This window comes from Diaphorobacter limosus (assembly GCF_033100095.1).
In the GTDB taxonomy this organism is placed as follows: domain Bacteria; phylum Pseudomonadota; class Gammaproteobacteria; order Burkholderiales; family Burkholderiaceae_C; genus Alicycliphilus; species Alicycliphilus limosus.
On record NZ_CP136921.1, the window covers coordinates 347,987 to 363,497 of the forward strand.

The following is a 15,511-nucleotide window of genomic DNA, read 5'->3' on the forward strand; positions in this document are numbered from 1 at the left end:
AGAAGGCCTGATCAGCCCGAGACGCTGGCGCTGCGCTGCGCCGCATACAGCCCCAGGCGCACCATGGTGCGGTAGGGCAGCTCCACGGTGACCGCCGAGCGCGCCAGCGCCGCCTGAATGCGCTGCTGGCCGCGCTCGGTGTGGTACAGCCGGGGTTCTGATTGCGGCTCCCCCTTGGCATCGACGACGCTGGCCACCAGCGGAAAGTTGGCGCGCTCGCCGCGGCGCAGCACGATGGCCGTCTCGCCATTGTCAAGCCGCACGAAGGTGCCGGGCGGGCACAGGCCCACGGTGCGCACCAGGGTCAGGCCGACCTCGTCGCGCACGTCGGCATCCTGGCCGACGATGGCCCGCACCGAATCGGTGGCGCTGCGGCCGGCGCGCGACTTGCGCGGGCTGATCATGGCCGCGTAGCGGTCTATGGCGCCAAGGATGCGCGTCAGCCGCTCCAGCGCCGACAGGCCGGCCAGGGCGTCGGCTTCGGGCTGTGGCGTGTGGTGCTGGCCCACCACCTCCAGCCACAGCTCGTCGCTGATGCCCAGCTCCTCCAGCAAGTCCAGGCCCGCGCGCGGGTGCTGATCGACGGCGCTGCGCTGCGCGGGCGTGAGCGGCTCGCGCTGCTGGGCCAGTTCGTCCTGCAGCGCCGTCATGGCCAGGTTCATGGTGAAGGCCGCGCGCACCAGGCTGTCGCGCTCCTGCACGGGCAGGCGCAGCTCGTGTCCAAGTATGTGGCACAGCGTGGCGCACACCAGGGCGTGCGCGGCGCTGTAGCCCACGCTGGAGGTGGCGGCGAGCTGGAACATCAGGTACAGGGCGGCGTCTATGTCGTGCGCCACCAGGTCCTGCAGCCAGCGGTCGCACTGGCGCAGCTTGAACGCAAAGTCCTGCACGCTGCGCGGGCGCGCCAGCAGCACCGACAGCGCGGACTCCAGATCCGACCACTGGCCCAGCAAGTCTTCGTACTCGCTATCGACCGTATCCGGGGCGTTGGCGGGTGACTGTGCGGTCATGGGCGGGGTGGTTTGTGTGGGGTGGTTCAGCGCCGCTTGAGCAGCATCATTTCGTCGCCGTTGCGGCTCATCTCGAATTCGCGCAGAAAGCTGTTGCCCAGCAGCACATAGGGCATGGGCTGGGGGGTGACGATGGCGTCCACGCCGCGCAGTTCGACATCGCCCACGCGCACCGAATCCAGCCGCAGGCGCCAGCCCTGGGCCACGCCGTTGGCGGTGTTCATCCTCACGCTCTGGCCCTGTTCCTCGAACTTGAGGCCCATGCGTTCTGCATCAGGCCGGCCTATGGCGATCGTGGAGGCGCCGGTGTCCACCATGTACTGCATGATGCGGCCGTTGATCTGGCCACTGCTGACGAAATGCCCGCGCGCATCGGCCTTCAGCACCACGCGCTGGCCCGTGCCGCTGCCGCCGACGCGCACCGGCGCCTCGCCCAGGCGCAGGCTGCGCCGGCCGCCGGCACTGTCCACCACGGCATCCTCGCGGCCCACAGAGACAACCTGCACCCCCATGTGGGACTCGCCCGGCGCCACGCCGCGCGGCGCGCTGCCATTGACGACGAGCAGCGCCTTGCCACCCAGAATGCCGGCCAGGGCCACGTCCTGCGCCTGCACCTGCGCCGGCAGGCAAAACGCCAGCGCGGTGCTCAGGCAGGTCAGCGGGTAGCGCATGGTGCGGGGAAGGTCAGTCGCGGAAGTTGTCGAATGTGAGCGGCAGGTCGGCCACTTCCTTGCGGATCAGCGCCATGGCCGCCTGCAGGTCGTCGCGCTTGGCGCCGGTCACGCGCACCTTTTCTTCCTGAATGGCGGCCTGCAGCTTGAGCTTGCTTTCCTTGATGAGCTTCTGGATCTTCTTGGCCTGCTCGCTGTCGATGCCGTTACGCACCTTGACCACCTGCTTGAGCTTGTCGCCGCCGATCTTCTGCGGCTTTTGCACGTCGAGGAAGCGCACGTCCACGCTGCGCTTGCTGAGCTTGCCGCGCAGAATGTCCTCGACCTGCTGCAGCTGAAATTCGGCGTCGCCAAACAGCGTGATCTCCTTGTCCTTGAGCTCCACGCCGGCCGACGTGCCCTTGAAGTCAAAGCGCGTGCCTATCTCCTTGGCCGTGTTCTCCACGGCATTCTTCACTTCGACGAAGTTGGCTTCACAAACGGTATCAAAAGACGGCATGGCAATACTCTCTGGTCAAACCTGGGGCAAACCCGCAGCCCAGTGGGGCGGGTGCGACAATCCGGCCGATGTTAGTCGAGAAAAACGTCCCCCTGCAGCCCTACAACAGCTTCGGCATTGCCGCGCGCGCCCATACGTTGGTGCGCGTGCGCTCGGCGCAGGATGTGCATGAGCTGCTGGCCGACCACCGCCTGGCGCGCCAGCCGCTGTTTGTGCTGGGCGGGGGCAGCAACATCGTGCTCACGGGCGATGTGAAGCCCGTGGTGCTGAAGATGGAGATCAAGGGCCGGCGCCTGCTGGAAGAAACCGACAAGGCCTGGATCGTCGAGGCCGGCGCCGGCGAGCCCTGGCACGACACCGTGGACTGGACTTTGACCCAAGGCTGGCCGGGGCTGGAGAACCTGGCCCTGATCCCCGGCACCGTGGGCGCGGCGCCGGTGCAGAACATTGGCGCCTATGGCGTGGAGCTGCAGGACCGCTTTCATTCGCTGGTCGCGATCGACCTGGCCACGGGCCAGCCCTTCACGCTGGACGCCGCGCAATGCGCCTTCGGCTACCGCGACTCGGTGTTCAAGCATGCCGCGCCGCTGGCCGAGCAGGAGGGCGCCGGCCTGCCTGGCCACTGGGGCCGGGGCATGGGGTTGGCGGGGCGGGCGGTGATCACCCATGTGCGCTTTCTGCTGCGCAAGGACTGGGCGCCTGAACTGGGCTACCTGGATCTGGAGAGGAAGCGTATCGAGGCCGGTGTGGCGCGGCCCACGGCGCGGCAGATCTTCGACTGGGTGTGCGAGATACGCCGCGCCAAGCTGCCCGACCCGGCCGTCATCGGCAACGCCGGCAGCTTCTTCAAGAACCCCACGGTGTCGCCCGAGCAGTGCCAGGACATCATCGCGCGCGACCCGAAGATCGTGCACTACCCCATGGCGGACGGCAGCATCAAGCTGGCGGCGGGCTGGTTGATAGACGCCTGCGGCTGGAAGGGCAAGAGCGTGGGCAAGGCGGGGGTGTACGACAAACAGGCCCTGGTGCTGGTGAACCGCGGCACGCCGGATGACAGCGTGACCGGCGGCGAGGTGATGACCCTGGCCCGCGCGATACAGACCAGCGTCTATGAGCGCTTTGGCATTCGGCTGGAGCCTGAGCCGGTGGTGTTGTAGTTGTTGCTCATATTTAAATAGCTGCTGACGCTTTATGGATAAGCGATAGGTCCAAAAAGTGCCGAAAGAAAACCGCCCGAGGGCGGTTTTCTCGTGACGCATGGCGTCAATGGGCTGGGCCGTGGTGCATCCAGGCGCTGTACTCCTTGTCGGTCAGCAACACCCACAGGGCCAGGGCCAGCACGACGATGCCCGAGGCGACGGCCACGCGCATGACATCCATCTGGGCGCTGAAGCCCAGCAGCCAGGGCGAGGCAATCATCCACAGTCCCAGCACGGCCTGGCTCCATTCCTCCCAGGCGCGCGGCACGAACATGGCGCCCAGCGATGCAGCGATCAGGGCCAAGCCGACGACCACGCTGCTGGCTGTGGGTGCCATCTGGGCCTCAAAGCCCATGGCCCAGGGCGATAGCACCAACCAGGCGCCGACCAGCGCATTGAGCGGATCCTGCCAATGTTTCATGTTCCTCATGGCTGCAACCTCCTGCCGCAATACCCATTCGATTGTGGCAATTTGTTAGAGCGCGGGCGGGGGCCAAGGTTCCACTGCTGCGCGCCGCGCCGCCTATAATCGCGCCCCTCGATTTCGTCAACATGGGTTCCCTCGCCCCCATCCACAAAAAAGGACTGCCATGACCTCGCTGCAGGCACCGCCGTCGCGCGCGCCGCTCTATCTCTCCCTCCTGGTGGCATTCCATATCGCCATCGTCATCGCCAGCAACTACCTGGTGCAGCTGCCGATCAACCTGCTGGGCTTTCACAGCACCTGGGGGGCGTTCAGCTTTCCCTTCATCTTTCTGGCCACCGACCTCACGGTGCGGCTCATCGGCAAGGTCAGCGCGCGCCGCGTGATCACGCGCGCCATGCTGCCGGCGCTGGTGGCCTCGTACATCGTCGGGGTGCTGTTCCATGAGGGCGGTTTCAATGGCTGGGGCGCCCTGGCTGACTTCAACAGCTTTGTCTTTCGCATTGCCTTTGCCAGCTTTGCCGCGTATGTGCTCGGGCAGTTGCTGGACATCCAGGTGTTCGACCGCATCCGGCAACAAAGCCGCGTCTGGTGGCTGGCGCCGGCCGCGGCCTCGGTGGTGGGCCAGGCACTGGATACGGCGGCCTTTTTTGTGATCGCCTTCTGGCACAGCTCCAACGCCTTCATGGCGGCCAACTGGGTGGAGATTGCCTGGGTGGACTATGTCATCAAGCTCGCGGTGAGTCTGCTGTTGTTCGTGCCCGCCTATGGCGTGCTGCTGGCCGCCGTGGTGCGCTGGCTGCGCCAGGATCCGCTGCCGCTGGCCGCCGCGCGATGAGCGCCGTGCAGCCGCGCCGCGCACTGGTGCTGCTGTCGGGCGGGCAGGATTCCGCCACCTGCCTGGCCTGGGCGCTGACGCGCTATGCCGAGGTGGAGACCCTGGGCTTTGACTACGGCCAGCGCCACCGTGTCGAGCTCGACTGCCGCGAGCGGCTGCGCACCGGCCTGCAGGCCATGACCTGGCCGGGCCGGCTGGGGCCGGATCATCTGCTCACCGTGGATGTGCTGGCGCAACTGGGCGGCAGCGCCATGACCGACGAGGTGACGATTGCCATGCAGGCAGACGGCCTGCCCAACACCTTTGTGCCAGGGCGCAACCTGCTGTTCTTCACCCTGGCGGCGGCGCTGGCCTACCGGCGCGGGCTGGATGTGCTGGTGGGCGGCATGTCCGAGACCGACTATTCCGGCTACCCCGACTGTCGCGACAACACGCTGAAGGCGCTGCAGGTGGCGCTGAGTCTGGGCGTGGACAGGCGTTTGACGCTGGAGACGCCGTTGATGTGGCTCGATAAGGCCGCCACCTGGCAGATGGCGCAGGATCTGGGCGGCGCGGCGCTGGTGGAGCTGATTCGGCGCGACTCGCACAGCTGCTACCTGGGCGAGCGCGGCCGGCTGCATGCCTGGGGCCATGGCTGCGGCCACTGCCCGGCCTGCGTGCTGCGCGCCCAGGGCTGGGCACAGTGGGCGGCGCGTCAGGCATGAAAAAACCGCCCGGCTTGGGCCAGCGGGGCGGTTCTTTTTTGATAGCTGCCAGCGTTTGATGGATAAGCGCTGCAGCCTTGTTTAACCATTATTTCTTGGCGCCATCTTCCAGCTGCGCCAACGCGGCATTGCCGCCCAGCGACAGCAGGCCGGCGCGCGAGTACACGCCCAGCTTGTCGCGCGTGTCCGAAATATCCAGGTTGCGCATGGTCAGCTGGCCGATGCGGTCCAGCGGGCTGAACGGCGCGTCTTCCACCTTCTCCATCGACAGGCGCTCGGGAGCGTAGGTCAGGTTGGGCGATTCGGTGTTCAGCAGCGAGTAGTCGTTGCCGCGGCGCAGCTCCAGCGTGACGGTGCCGGTGACGGCGCGCGCCACCCAGCGCTGGGCGGTCTCGCGCAGCATGATGGCCTGGGGGTCGAACCAGCGGCCCTGGTACAGCAGGCGGCCCAGTTTCAGGCCGTTCAGGCGGTACTGCTCTATGGTGTCTTCGTTGTGGATGCCGGTGACCAGGCGCTCATAGGCGATGTGCAGCAGCGCCATGCCGGGGGCCTCGTAGATGCCGCGGCTCTTGGCCTCGATGATGCGGTTCTCGATCTGGTCGCTCATGCCCAGGCCGTGGCGCCCGCCTATGCGGTTGGCCTCCAGGAATAGCTCGACGGGGTCGTCAATTTCGCGGCCGTTGATGGCCACGGGCTGGCCTTCGTTGAAGGTGACGGAGACTTCCTCGGCCAACACCTGCACATCGTCGCGCCAGAACGCCACGCCCATGATGGGGTTGACGATGCGGATGCCGCTGTTCAGAAACTCCAGGTCCTTGGCCTCGTGCGTCGCGCCCAGCATGTTGCTGTCGGTGCTGTAGGCCTTCTCGGCGCTCATCTTGTAGCCAAAGCCTTCCTTCGTCATGAAGGCCGACATCTCGGCGCGCCCGCCCAGTTCGTCGATGAACTGCTGATCCAGCCAGGGCTTGTAAATCTTGAGCGAGGGGTTGGTCAGCAGGCCGTAGCGGTAAAAGCGCTCGATGTCGTTGCCCTTGAAGGTGGAGCCATCGCCCCAGATGTGCACATCGTCCTCCTTCATCGCGGCGACCAGCATGGTGCCCGTGACGGCGCGGCCCAGCGGCGTGGTGTTGAAGTAGCTGATGCCGCCTGTAGAGATGTGAAACGCCCCGGCCTGGATGGCGGCAATGCCCTCGTGCGCCAGCTGGGTGCGGCAGTCGATCAGGCGCGCCTTCTCGGCGCCGTATTCCATGGCCTTGCGCGGGATGGCGTCGTAGTCGTCCTCGTCGGGCTGGCCCAGGTTGGCGGTGTAGGCGTAGGGCAGGGCGCCCTTGTTCTTCATCCAGCGCAGCGCGGCGCTGGTGTCGAGGCCGCCGGAGAAGGCGATGCCGACCTTTTGGCCGACGGGCAGGGATTGCAAAATGGTTGCCATGGAGGTTCTCTCAAAAATGATAGCTGTTAGCGCTTTATAGATAAGCGCTACAGGCTAAAAATGCTCATGCGAAATGGCAGATGTAGTGATAGGCCTGATCGACCCGGATGTCGAAGCTGGAGTTGGCGGGGATGCTGAACTTGTCGCCAGGGCCGGATGTCTGCCAGGCATCGCTGCCGGCCAGCTTGTATTCGCAGCCGCCGGCCACGCATTCCATGACCTCGGCCGCGCCGGTGTTGAAGGTGAGCGTGGACGGCAATACCACGCCCACCGACTTCTTCGTGCCATCGGCCAGCGTCAGGCTGTGGCTCACGCATTTGCCGTCAAAGTACACGTTGGCCTGGGTGCTGACCGTGGCGCCAGCAATCGATTCGGTGGTCATGGGTGGTGACTGAAGAGCGGTGGACAAACCGGCAATTCTAGGCCGGCCGCGCGCGCCGCTGCCCCCTGGCGTGCGCTGCGCCATGAAAAAAGGAGCCCTGGAGGGCTCCTGTGGTGGCTGCGGATCTTCAGTAGTTGTAGCGCGGCTGGCGATAGGGGTAGTGGCCGTAATAGGGGTAGCGGTGCTCGTAGACCGTCGGTGGCGGCACCACATAGGCCGGCGGGCCCGGCGGGGTGCCGTAGACCGCGCCGGGGTGACCGTAGCCGGGATCGCCGGCGTTCTGCGCTGCGTAGCCGGGCGGCGTGTAGCCGGACATGCCCGGCACGGCCGGCTGCACGGTAATCGGAATCCACTGCCCGGGATCGGACTGGGTCCGTGTGGTGTAGCTGCGGCCGGCGTATTCGTAGGTCACGTCGTAGCCGATCACGCGCTGGTCGTAGTAGGTCTCGGTGGTGCAGCGCTGCACGTTCTGGTAGCCGGGGCGGCCGCTCTCGATCTGGTTGCCCAGCAGCGCGCCGCCAATCACGCCCAGGGCCGTGGCTGCGGCGCGGCCGCCGCCGCTGCCAATGGCATTGCCCGCGGCGCCACCGGCAATGGCGCCCAGCACTGCGCCACCGCCGGTCGTCGGGCGCGCCCCGTTGTAAATGGTCTCGTTGCCGCACACCTGCTGCGGCACGGCCACCTGCTGGGTGATGGGGGTGGCCGACAGCACGCGGCCCAGATCCTGGGCCTGGCTGGCCATGGCCGCCATGGTGAGGGTGGCAAGGACGATGATCTTGTTCATGGACTGAAAGCTCCTTTCGGTCAGCCTGTAACGCACCAGGGTCGCAGGCAGTTTCACCCGGGTGTGCTTTTCTGCCATGGCGGCCAGGTAAATCTGGCGTAAAGACCTATGTTTTGGAGCCGGCGGCCAGCAATTCGTTCCAGGTCTCGGGCTTGAAGCCCACGGTCACGCGGCCCGTGGCTGTGCCGTTCCACTCGACCACCGGGCGTTTGATGACCGAGGCATGTTCGCGCATTAGCGCGGCGGCACTGGCGGCGTCCTGCACGCTGGACTGCACTGCAGCGTCCAGCCTGCGCCAGCTCGTGCCCTGGCGATTGAGCAGCCTGTCCCAGCCCACGGCGGCCATCCAGGCGCTCAGACGTTCCGCGGGCACGCCCTGCTTCTTGAAGTCGTGGAACTGGTAGGCCAGGCTCTGCCCGGCGAGCCAGGCGCGCGCCTTCTTCACCGTGTCGCAATTGGGAATGCCGTAGAGGATGATCGTGGTGGGGGTACTCATGGGCGCGCATCATCGCCCATGGCCGGCTCGGCGACAATCGCGGGCTCTATGCAAACCTATCCCCAGACACTGCAAGGCTGGCTCGAGCATTGCGAGCGGCTGCATGCCAAGAATATCGACATGGGCCTGGCCCGCGTGGGCGAGGTGGCGCGCCGGCTGGCGTTGCGCTTTGACTGCCCGGTGATCACCGTCGCCGGCACCAACGGCAAGGGCTCCACCTGCGCCCTGCTGGAGGCCGTGGCCATGGAGGCCGGCTACCGCACCGGGGTGTATTCATCGCCGCATCTGGTGCATTTCGAGGAGCGCTGCCGCGTGCGCGGCGACAGCGTCGCTGCCGCAGCGCTGCTGCCGCATTTCGAGGCCGTGGAGCGCGCCCGGACGGAAGCCGGGACCGAGGTGTCGCTGACCTACTTCGAGTTCACCACTCTGGCCATCCTGCGGTTCATGAGCCAGGCGGGCCTGGATGTGGCCATTCTCGAGGTCGGCCTGGGCGGGCGGCTGGACGCCACCAACATCATCGACGCCGACTGCGCCGTGATCACCAGCGTGGACATCGACCATGTGGAGTTTCTCGGGTCAGACCGTGAATCGATCGGGCGCGAGAAGGCCGGCATCATGCGTGCCGGCCGACCGGTGGTGGTCAGCGACCCGTTGCCGCCGCAAAGCGTGATCGATCAGGCGCAGCAGATCGGCGCCGACCTGTGGCGCTTCGGGCAGGACTTCAACTATTCGGGCGACAAGCAGCAATGGTCCTGGGCCGGGCGCGGGCGGCGTTATGCCGGCCTGGCCTATCCGGCGCTGCGCGGGGCCAATCAGCTCATCAACGCCTCGGGCGCGCTGGCGGCGCTGGAGGCGCTGCGCCAGCGCCTGCCGGTCACGGCGCAGGCGGTGCGCCTGGGGCTGGCGCGGGTGGAGCTGCCCGGGCGCTTCCAGGTCGTGCCCGGCCAGCCGGCCCTGGTGCTGGATGTGGCGCACAACCCGCATTCGGTGGCGGCGCTGACGGCGAACCTGGACGCCATGGGCTACTTTCCGACCACGCACGCCGTGTTTGGCGCCATGGCCGACAAGGATCTGGCGCCCATGCTGGAGAAGATCGCCCCCCTCATCGACCGCTGGTATTTCACCGACCTGCCCACGCCGCGCGCCGAGAGCGCGGCCGGCCTGCAGCAGAAGTGGAGTACATTGCCAGCGGCTTCGGCCACCGGCCGCAAGGCTGGAACCAGCCTGCACGCCAGTCCCGAAGAGGCGCTGCGTGCGGCCGTCGAGGCGGCCGACCCCACTGATAGAATTGTGGTCTTTGGTTCGTTCTACACGGTGGGCGGCGTGCTCAAAAACGGAGTGCCCCGACTGCACGCCAAGCATCTGGACGCCTAACCAGTCCACACTCCATGGCATTTTTCAAGTTTCGTTGGCCCGGCGGTGCCGAGCCGCAGGCCGACAGCAACAAGGGCGCACGGCGCTCGCGCGCAGCCGCACAGGCCGAGAGCATCGACGACATGCGCCGCCGGGCGCGCCATCGCCTGATCGGCGCGGCCGTGCTGGTGCTGGCGGGCGTGGTCGGCTTTCCGCTGGTTTTCGACACCCAGCCGCGCCCGGTGGCGGTGGACGTGGCCATCGACATTCCCGATCGCAACAAGGTCGCCCCGCTGGCGGTACCAGGCAAGGGCGCCAGCCAGGACGAGCCCAGGGCCAAGCCAGAGCCGGCTGCGGCCGGGTTGGACGCTGGCGAGGAAGTGATCGGTACCAGCAGTCGCGCAGAACCCGCCGCGCAGGTCGAGGCCAAACCTGAAGCCAGGACTGAGCCCAAGCCCGCTCCCCGGCCGGAACCGAAAGCCGAGCCGAAACCCGAGCCCAAGGTGGAGCACAAGCCCGAACCCAAGCCCGACGCCAAGCCGGCACGCCCGGATGACGCGGCCCGCGCCCGGGCCCTGCTCGAAGGTCGGGGCCAGCAGCCGGCGCAGGCCGCCAGCGCGGCTGCGGCCGATCAGGGCCGTTTCATCGTCCAGGTGGGTGCCTTTGCCGATGCCGACAAGGTGCGCGAGGTGCGCGAGAAGCTGGAACGCTCGGGCCTCAAGACCTATACCCAGGTGGTGGACACCAAGGACGGCAAGCGCACGCGCGTGCGTCTGGGGCCGTTTGACAGCCGTGCCGAGGCCGACAAGGCCGTGGGGCGCGTCAAGAGCGCTGGCCTGTCGGCTTCCGTGCTGGCGTTGTAACAAGCCACCGGCTCTGGATGGATGGCGATGGCAGCGCTGGACTGGGTGTTTCTGACGGTGCTGGCCGCGTCGCTGTTGATTGGCGCGTGGCGCGGCCTGGTGTTCGAATTGTTGTCGCTGGCTGGCTGGGTCGTTGCATTCTTTGCTGCGCAGTGGTTTGCCGATGCCGCCGGGGCCTGGTTGCCCATGGGCGAGGCGGATGCCGCATGGCGCCATGTGGCCGGTTTTGTGGTGGTGTTTGTTGCCGCGGTGTTTGCCTGCGGCCTGCTGGCCTGGCTGCTCAAGAAGCTTGTCGATGCCGTCGGCCTGCGGCCGGCCGACCGGGCGCTGGGGGCACTGTTTGGCGTGCTTCGTGGCCTGCTGCTGCTGCTGGTCGTGGCGCTGGTCGCCGGCTGGCTGCAGGTGCAAGATGCGCCCTGGTGGCGGCAGTCGCAGCTGGCGCCCTGGCTGCAGGTGGCGCTCAAGGGCATGCGGCCCGTGCTGCCCGAGGAGCTGGGGCGGCATCTGCCGTCGTAGCGAGGGCGCTGCTGCCAGCGGGCAGTCAATGGTTGTCGGCGGGAAGTCTCCCGCCATTGAAAATGGAACGCGAACTATGTGTGGAATCGTCGGCGTCGTCAGCACCGCCCCTGTGAATCAGCTGATCTATGACGCCTTGCTGCTGCTGCAGCACCGGGGGCAGGATGCCGCTGGCATAGTCACCCAGGAGGGGCGCAAGTTCTTCATGCACAAGGCCAAGGGCATGGTGCGCGACGTGTTCCGCACGCGCAATATGCGCGCGCTGCCCGGCAGCATAGGCCTGGGCCAGGTGCGCTACCCAACCGCGGGCAGCGCGGCCAGCGAGGAGGAGGCACAGCCGTTCTACGTGAACGCGCCGTTCGGCATCGTCATGGTGCACAACGGCAACCTGACCAACGCCAAGCAGCTGCGCCGCGAGCTGGCCGAGACTGACCACCGCCATACCAACACCGAGAGCGACTCCGAGGTGCTGCTCAACGTGCTGGCCCACGAGTTGGCGCGCGCCAGCAGCGGCGCATCGCTGACCACGGACGACGTGTTTGCCGCCGTGCGCGCCGTGCACCTGCGCATCAAGGGCTCGTATGCGGTGGTGGCACTGATTGCCGGCTATGGCCTGCTGGCCTTTCGCGATCCGTTCGGCATCCGTCCGCTGTGCATGGGCCGGGGCGCTGACGGCACGGTGATGCTGGCCAGCGAGTCGGTGGCCCTGGAAGGCACGTTGCACCGGCTCGAGCGCGACATCGCGCCGGGTGAGGCCGTATTCGTGCAGTTGGACGGCACCGTGCAAACCCGGCAGTGCGCGCAGCAACCGCGCCTCTATCCCTGTGTGTTCGAGTATGTCTACCTGGCACGTCCGGACTCGATCATGGACGGCATCTCGGTCTACCAGGCGCGCCTGAACATGGGCGAGACGCTGGCCAAGCGTGTGGTCTCCACCGTGCCACCGAGCCAGATCGACGCCATCATCCCCATCCCCGAATCCAGCCGCCCCAGCGCCATGCAGCTGGCGCAGCTCTTGGGCCTGCCCTACCGCGAAGGTTTTGTGAAGAACCGCTATGTCGGCCGCACCTTCATCATGCCGGGCCAGGGCACGCGCAAGAAGTCGGTGCGCCAGAAGTTGAACGCCATCGCCAGCGAGTTCAAGGGCAAGCGCGTGCTGTTGGTGGACGACTCCATCGTGCGCGGCACCACCTCCAAGGAGATCGTGCAGATGGCGCGCGACGCCGGCGCGGTCAAGGTGTATCTGGCCTCGGCCGCTCCGCCGGTGCGCCACCCCAACGTGTACGGCATCGACATGCCCACGCGCGCCGAACTGGTGGCGCACGACCGCACCGAGGAAGAAATCCGCCAGGTGATAGGCGCCGACGCGCTGATCTACCAGGACGTGGCGGCCATGAAGCAGGCCGTGGGCAAGATCAACCCGGGCGTGCAGGGCTTCGAGGCCTCCTGCTTCGACGGCCTGTACATCACCGGCGACATCTCCGACGAGGAAGTGACGGCCCTGAACGAGGGGCGCCAGCGCGGCGGCGAGGATGACGAGGAAGACACCTCGCGCCTATCGCTGCCCAACGCCCAGGAGTAGCCTGCCGGCGCAGACGGAAAAAAGTGAGCGCCTTGCGCCTGTCAATGGGCGGTTTCATAAGAGAAGTTGATTCAAACCACCGTGCAACAAGCGCACGCAGCTCCTATTCTTGAATAAGGATTGTCACCGTGACCGAGAAATCCCTGCCCCCGGGCCTGCACCCCGACACCCTGGCCGTGCGTGAGGCCGTGGAGCGCAGCCAGTGGGGCGAGCACAGCGAAGCCCTGTACCTGAGCAGCAGCTTCGTGCAGAGCGACTGCGCCAGCTCCGCGCGCCGCTTTGCCAATGAGGAGGCGGGCTACACCTACAGCCGCACGGCCAATCCCACCGTCACCAGTTTCGAGCGCCGCCTGGCCGCCATGGAGGGCACCGAATGCGCCGTGGCCACCAGCACCGGCATGTCGGCCATCCTGCTGGTGGCGCTCACGGTCCTCAAGGCCGGCGACCATGTGGTCTGCTCGCAGTCCATGTTCGGCTCCACCATCAAGCTGCTGGGCACCGAGATGGCGCGCTTTGGCGTGGAGACCAGCTTTGTCTCGCAGACCGATGTGGCGGCCTGGCAGGCTGCGATCCGCCCGAACACGCGCTTGCTGTTCGCCGAAACGCCCACCAACCCGCTCACCGACCTGTGCGACATCGCCGCGCTGGCTGAAATTGCCCACGCCCACGGCGCGTTGCTGGCGGTGGACAACAGTTTTGCCTCGCCCGTGCTGCAGCAGCCGGCCAGGTTGGGCGCCGACATCGTCGTGCACTCGGGCACCAAGCTGCTCGACGGCCAGGGCCGCGTCATGGCCGGCGCCGTGTGCGGCACGGTGGCACTGGTGGACAAGGTCATGGGCACCTTTTTGCGCAGCGGCGGGCTGAACCTGGCACCGTTCAATGCCTGGGTGGTCTTGAAGGGTCTGGAGACCCTGGCCCTGCGCGTCAAGGCCGAGAGCGCCGCCGCGCTGGAACTGGCCGCCTGGCTGGAGCAGCAGCCCAAGGTGGCGCGCGTCTACTACCCCGGCCTGAAGAGCCACCCGCAGCATGAGCTGGCCATGCGCCAGCAAAACGGCATGGGTGGCACGGTGCTGGCATTCGACGTGGCGGGGCAGGGCGCCGAGCAGCTGCGCGCCAACGCCTTCCACGTGATCGACAGCACGCGCGTGTGCTCCATCACCGCCAACCTGGGCGACGTGAAGACCACCATCACCCACCCGGCCAGCACCTCGCACGGGCGCCTGACGGAAGAACAGCGCCAGGCCGCTGGCATAGGCCAGGGGCTGGTGCGCATCTCCGTGGGCCTGGAACATCTCGACGACCTGAAGGCCGACCTCTTGCGCGGCCTGGACACTCTGGCATGACACAAGCAAAAGTACGCACGCGTTTCGCCCCGTCGCCGACGGGCTTCATCCACCTGGGCAACATCCGCTCGGCGCTCTACCCCTGGGCCTTTGCGCGCGCCATGGGTGGCGACTTCATCCTGCGCATCGAGGACACCGACGTCGAGCGCTCCACCCAGGCCAGCGTCGATGTGATCCTGGAGGGCATGGCCTGGCTGCGGCTGGATCACGATGAAGGCCCGTACTACCAGATGCAGCGCATGGCGCGTTACAGGGAAGTGCTGGCCCAGCTGCAGGCCAGCGGCCATGTCTACCCCTGCTATATGAGCATGGCCGAGCTGGACGCGCTGCGCGAGCGCCAGACCGCCGCCAAGGAAAAGCCGCGCTACGACGGTACCTGGCGCCCCGAGCCTGGCAAGCAGCTGCCGCCCGTGCCCGAGGGCGTACAGCCGGTGCTGCGCTTCAAGACACCCAAGGATGGCGTGGTGGCATGGGATGACAAGTGCAAGGGCCGCATCGAATTTCAAAATAGCGAGCTCGACGACCTGGTCATCGCCCGCCCGGCACAGAACGGCGAAGCCGTGGGCACGCCCACCTACAACTTCTGCGTCTGTGTCGATGACATCGACATGCGCATCACCCATGTGATCCGCGGCGACGACCATGTGAACAACACGCCGCGCCAGATCCACATCTTCGAGGCACTTGGAGCGCAGGTGCCGGTGTTTGCCCACTTGCCCACCGTCTTGAACGAGCAGGGCGAGAAGATGAGCAAGCGCAATGGCGCCAAGGCTGTCACGCAGTACCGCGACGAGGGCTACCTGCCCGACGCCATGGTCAACTACCTGGCGCGCCTGGGCTGGAGCCACGGCGACGACGAAATCTTCTCGCGCGCGCAGTTCCTGGAGTGGTTCAACCTCGACCACCTGGGCCGTAGCGCCGGCCAGTTCGACGAGGCCAAGCTGCGCTGGGTCAACGCCCAGCATATGAAGGCACTCGACGACTTTGAGCTCGCGCGCCTGGTGGCCCCCTTCGTCGAGAACGAAGGCGTGGCCCCGGCGGCGCTGGACGAGCGTCTGCCGCGCATCTGCGCGCTGTTCAAGGATCGCTGCGAGACCCTGGTCGATCTGGCACGCTGGGTGCGTGTGTTCTATCTGGACCGCGTGGAGCGCAACGCCGAAGACTATGCCAGGCATGTCACGCCCGAGGCCGGTCCGCTGCTGGACGCCTTTGCCACAGCGATGGCCACGGTGGAGTGGAACAAGGAGGCGATCGCCGCCGCCATCAAGCAACTGCTGAAGGAGCAGGGCGCGAAGATGCCGCAACTGGCCATGCCCGTGCGCGTGCTGACCGTGGGCCAGGCACACACGCCGTCGGTCGATGCGGTGCTGGAACTCCTGGGGCGCGAAAAAATCCTCACACGTTTGAAAAGTCGTTAA

Annotated in this window: 17 protein-coding genes; 9 read left to right on the top strand and 8 right to left on the bottom strand. The window is 66.8% G+C overall.

All coding sequences use genetic code 11. The features are described from left to right. Positions 1 to 11: 11 nt before the first annotated feature. Genes P4826_RS01725 through P4826_RS01735 form a run of 3 tightly spaced genes read right to left on the bottom strand, consistent with a single transcriptional unit; the run spans position 12 to position 2,180 of the window. Entirely contained in the window at positions 12 to 1,010 is a 999-nt protein-coding gene (locus P4826_RS01725) for an HD-GYP domain-containing protein (RefSeq protein ID WP_317702290.1), read from the bottom strand. Between the two features lie 26 nt (positions 1,011 to 1,036). Then, the gene (locus tag P4826_RS01730) at positions 1,037 to 1,681 is read right to left on the bottom strand and encodes a retropepsin-like aspartic protease family protein (protein WP_317702291.1); all 645 of its coding nucleotides are present in this window, start codon (positions 1,679 to 1,681) and stop codon (positions 1,037 to 1,039) included. Positions 1,682 to 1,694: 13 nt separating this feature from the next. After that, positions 1,695 to 2,180: a YajQ family cyclic di-GMP-binding protein gene (locus P4826_RS01735; RefSeq protein ID WP_317702292.1), complete on the bottom strand. Its 486-nt coding sequence runs from the start codon at positions 2,178 to 2,180 to the stop codon at positions 1,695 to 1,697. Positions 2,181 to 2,248: 68 nt separating this feature from the next. Between P4826_RS01735 and murB the strand changes: the two genes are divergently transcribed. Then, entirely contained in the window at positions 2,249 to 3,337 is a 1,089-nt protein-coding gene (murB, locus tag P4826_RS01740; RefSeq protein WP_317702293.1) for a UDP-N-acetylmuramate dehydrogenase, read from the top strand. A 106-nt stretch (positions 3,338 to 3,443) separates the two neighbouring features. On the opposite strand, the gene P4826_RS01745 is transcribed toward murB, so the two are convergent. Then, the gene (locus P4826_RS01745) at positions 3,444 to 3,809 is read right to left on the bottom strand and encodes an SPW repeat protein (RefSeq protein WP_317702294.1); all 366 of its coding nucleotides are present in this window, start codon (positions 3,807 to 3,809) and stop codon (positions 3,444 to 3,446) included. A gap of 160 nt (positions 3,810 to 3,969) precedes the next feature. On the opposite strand from P4826_RS01745, the gene P4826_RS01750 reads away from it, so the two are divergent. Both P4826_RS01750 and queC read left to right on the top strand, forming a co-directional pair. Next, entirely contained in the window at positions 3,970 to 4,641 is a 672-nt protein-coding gene (locus P4826_RS01750) for a 7-cyano-7-deazaguanine/7-aminomethyl-7-deazaguanine transporter (protein WP_317702295.1), read from the top strand. Beyond that, on the top strand, positions 4,638 to 5,345 hold the full coding sequence (gene queC / locus P4826_RS01755; protein ID WP_317702296.1) for a 7-cyano-7-deazaguanine synthase QueC: 708 nt from the start codon (positions 4,638 to 4,640) through the stop codon (positions 5,343 to 5,345). The genes P4826_RS01750 and queC overlap by 4 nt, the downstream gene beginning before the upstream one ends. A gap of 88 nt (positions 5,346 to 5,433) precedes the next feature. Here the strand turns inward: queC and argG are convergent, their stop codons facing one another. The 4 genes from argG to P4826_RS01775 all read right to left on the bottom strand — a co-directional run bounded on the left by argG (position 5,434) and on the right by P4826_RS01775 (position 8,436). Then, on the bottom strand, positions 5,434 to 6,774 hold the full coding sequence (gene argG, locus P4826_RS01760) for an argininosuccinate synthase (protein WP_317702297.1): 1,341 nt from the start codon (positions 6,772 to 6,774) through the stop codon (positions 5,434 to 5,436). Positions 6,775 to 6,838: 64 nt separating this feature from the next. Beyond that, on the bottom strand, positions 6,839 to 7,156 hold the full coding sequence (ppnP, locus tag P4826_RS01765) for a pyrimidine/purine nucleoside phosphorylase (RefSeq protein WP_317702298.1): 318 nt from the start codon (positions 7,154 to 7,156) through the stop codon (positions 6,839 to 6,841). A gap of 127 nt (positions 7,157 to 7,283) precedes the next feature. Beyond that, positions 7,284 to 7,940, bottom strand: a complete 657-nt coding sequence (locus P4826_RS01770) for a glycine zipper 2TM domain-containing protein (RefSeq protein WP_317702299.1) — start codon at positions 7,938 to 7,940, stop codon at positions 7,284 to 7,286. 106 nt (positions 7,941 to 8,046) lie between these two features. Beyond that, positions 8,047 to 8,436 carry an ArsC family reductase gene (locus P4826_RS01775; RefSeq protein WP_317702300.1) on the bottom strand — a complete coding sequence of 130 codons (390 nt, stop codon included), beginning with the start codon at positions 8,434 to 8,436 and terminating at the stop codon, positions 8,047 to 8,049. A 48-nt stretch (positions 8,437 to 8,484) separates the two neighbouring features. Here P4826_RS01775 and folC point away from each other — a divergent pair, with 48 nt between their 5' ends. The 6 genes from folC to gltX all read left to right on the top strand — a co-directional run bounded on the left by folC (position 8,485) and on the right by gltX (position 15,511). Next, positions 8,485 to 9,810 (top strand): bifunctional tetrahydrofolate synthase/dihydrofolate synthase, encoded by a 1,326-nt coding sequence (gene folC / locus P4826_RS01780; RefSeq protein ID WP_317702301.1) that lies wholly within the window; start codon positions 8,485 to 8,487, stop codon positions 9,808 to 9,810. 14 nt (positions 9,811 to 9,824) lie between these two features. Further along, positions 9,825 to 10,652 (top strand): SPOR domain-containing protein, encoded by an 828-nt coding sequence (locus tag P4826_RS01785; protein WP_317702302.1) that lies wholly within the window; start codon positions 9,825 to 9,827, stop codon positions 10,650 to 10,652. A gap of 27 nt (positions 10,653 to 10,679) precedes the next feature. Next, positions 10,680 to 11,168 (top strand): CvpA family protein, encoded by a 489-nt coding sequence (locus P4826_RS01790; RefSeq protein WP_317702303.1) that lies wholly within the window; start codon positions 10,680 to 10,682, stop codon positions 11,166 to 11,168. 76 nt (positions 11,169 to 11,244) lie between these two features. Then, the gene (purF, locus tag P4826_RS01795; RefSeq protein ID WP_317702304.1) at positions 11,245 to 12,750 is read left to right on the top strand and encodes an amidophosphoribosyltransferase; all 1,506 of its coding nucleotides are present in this window, start codon (positions 11,245 to 11,247) and stop codon (positions 12,748 to 12,750) included. A 128-nt stretch (positions 12,751 to 12,878) separates the two neighbouring features. Next, positions 12,879 to 14,093, top strand: coding sequence for an O-succinylhomoserine sulfhydrylase (locus P4826_RS01800; RefSeq protein ID WP_317702305.1), 1,215 nt, complete (start codon positions 12,879 to 12,881; stop codon positions 14,091 to 14,093). After that, positions 14,090 to 15,511, top strand: coding sequence for a glutamate--tRNA ligase (gene gltX, locus P4826_RS01805; protein ID WP_317702306.1), 1,422 nt, complete (start codon positions 14,090 to 14,092; stop codon positions 15,509 to 15,511). The genes P4826_RS01800 and gltX overlap by 4 nt, the downstream gene beginning before the upstream one ends.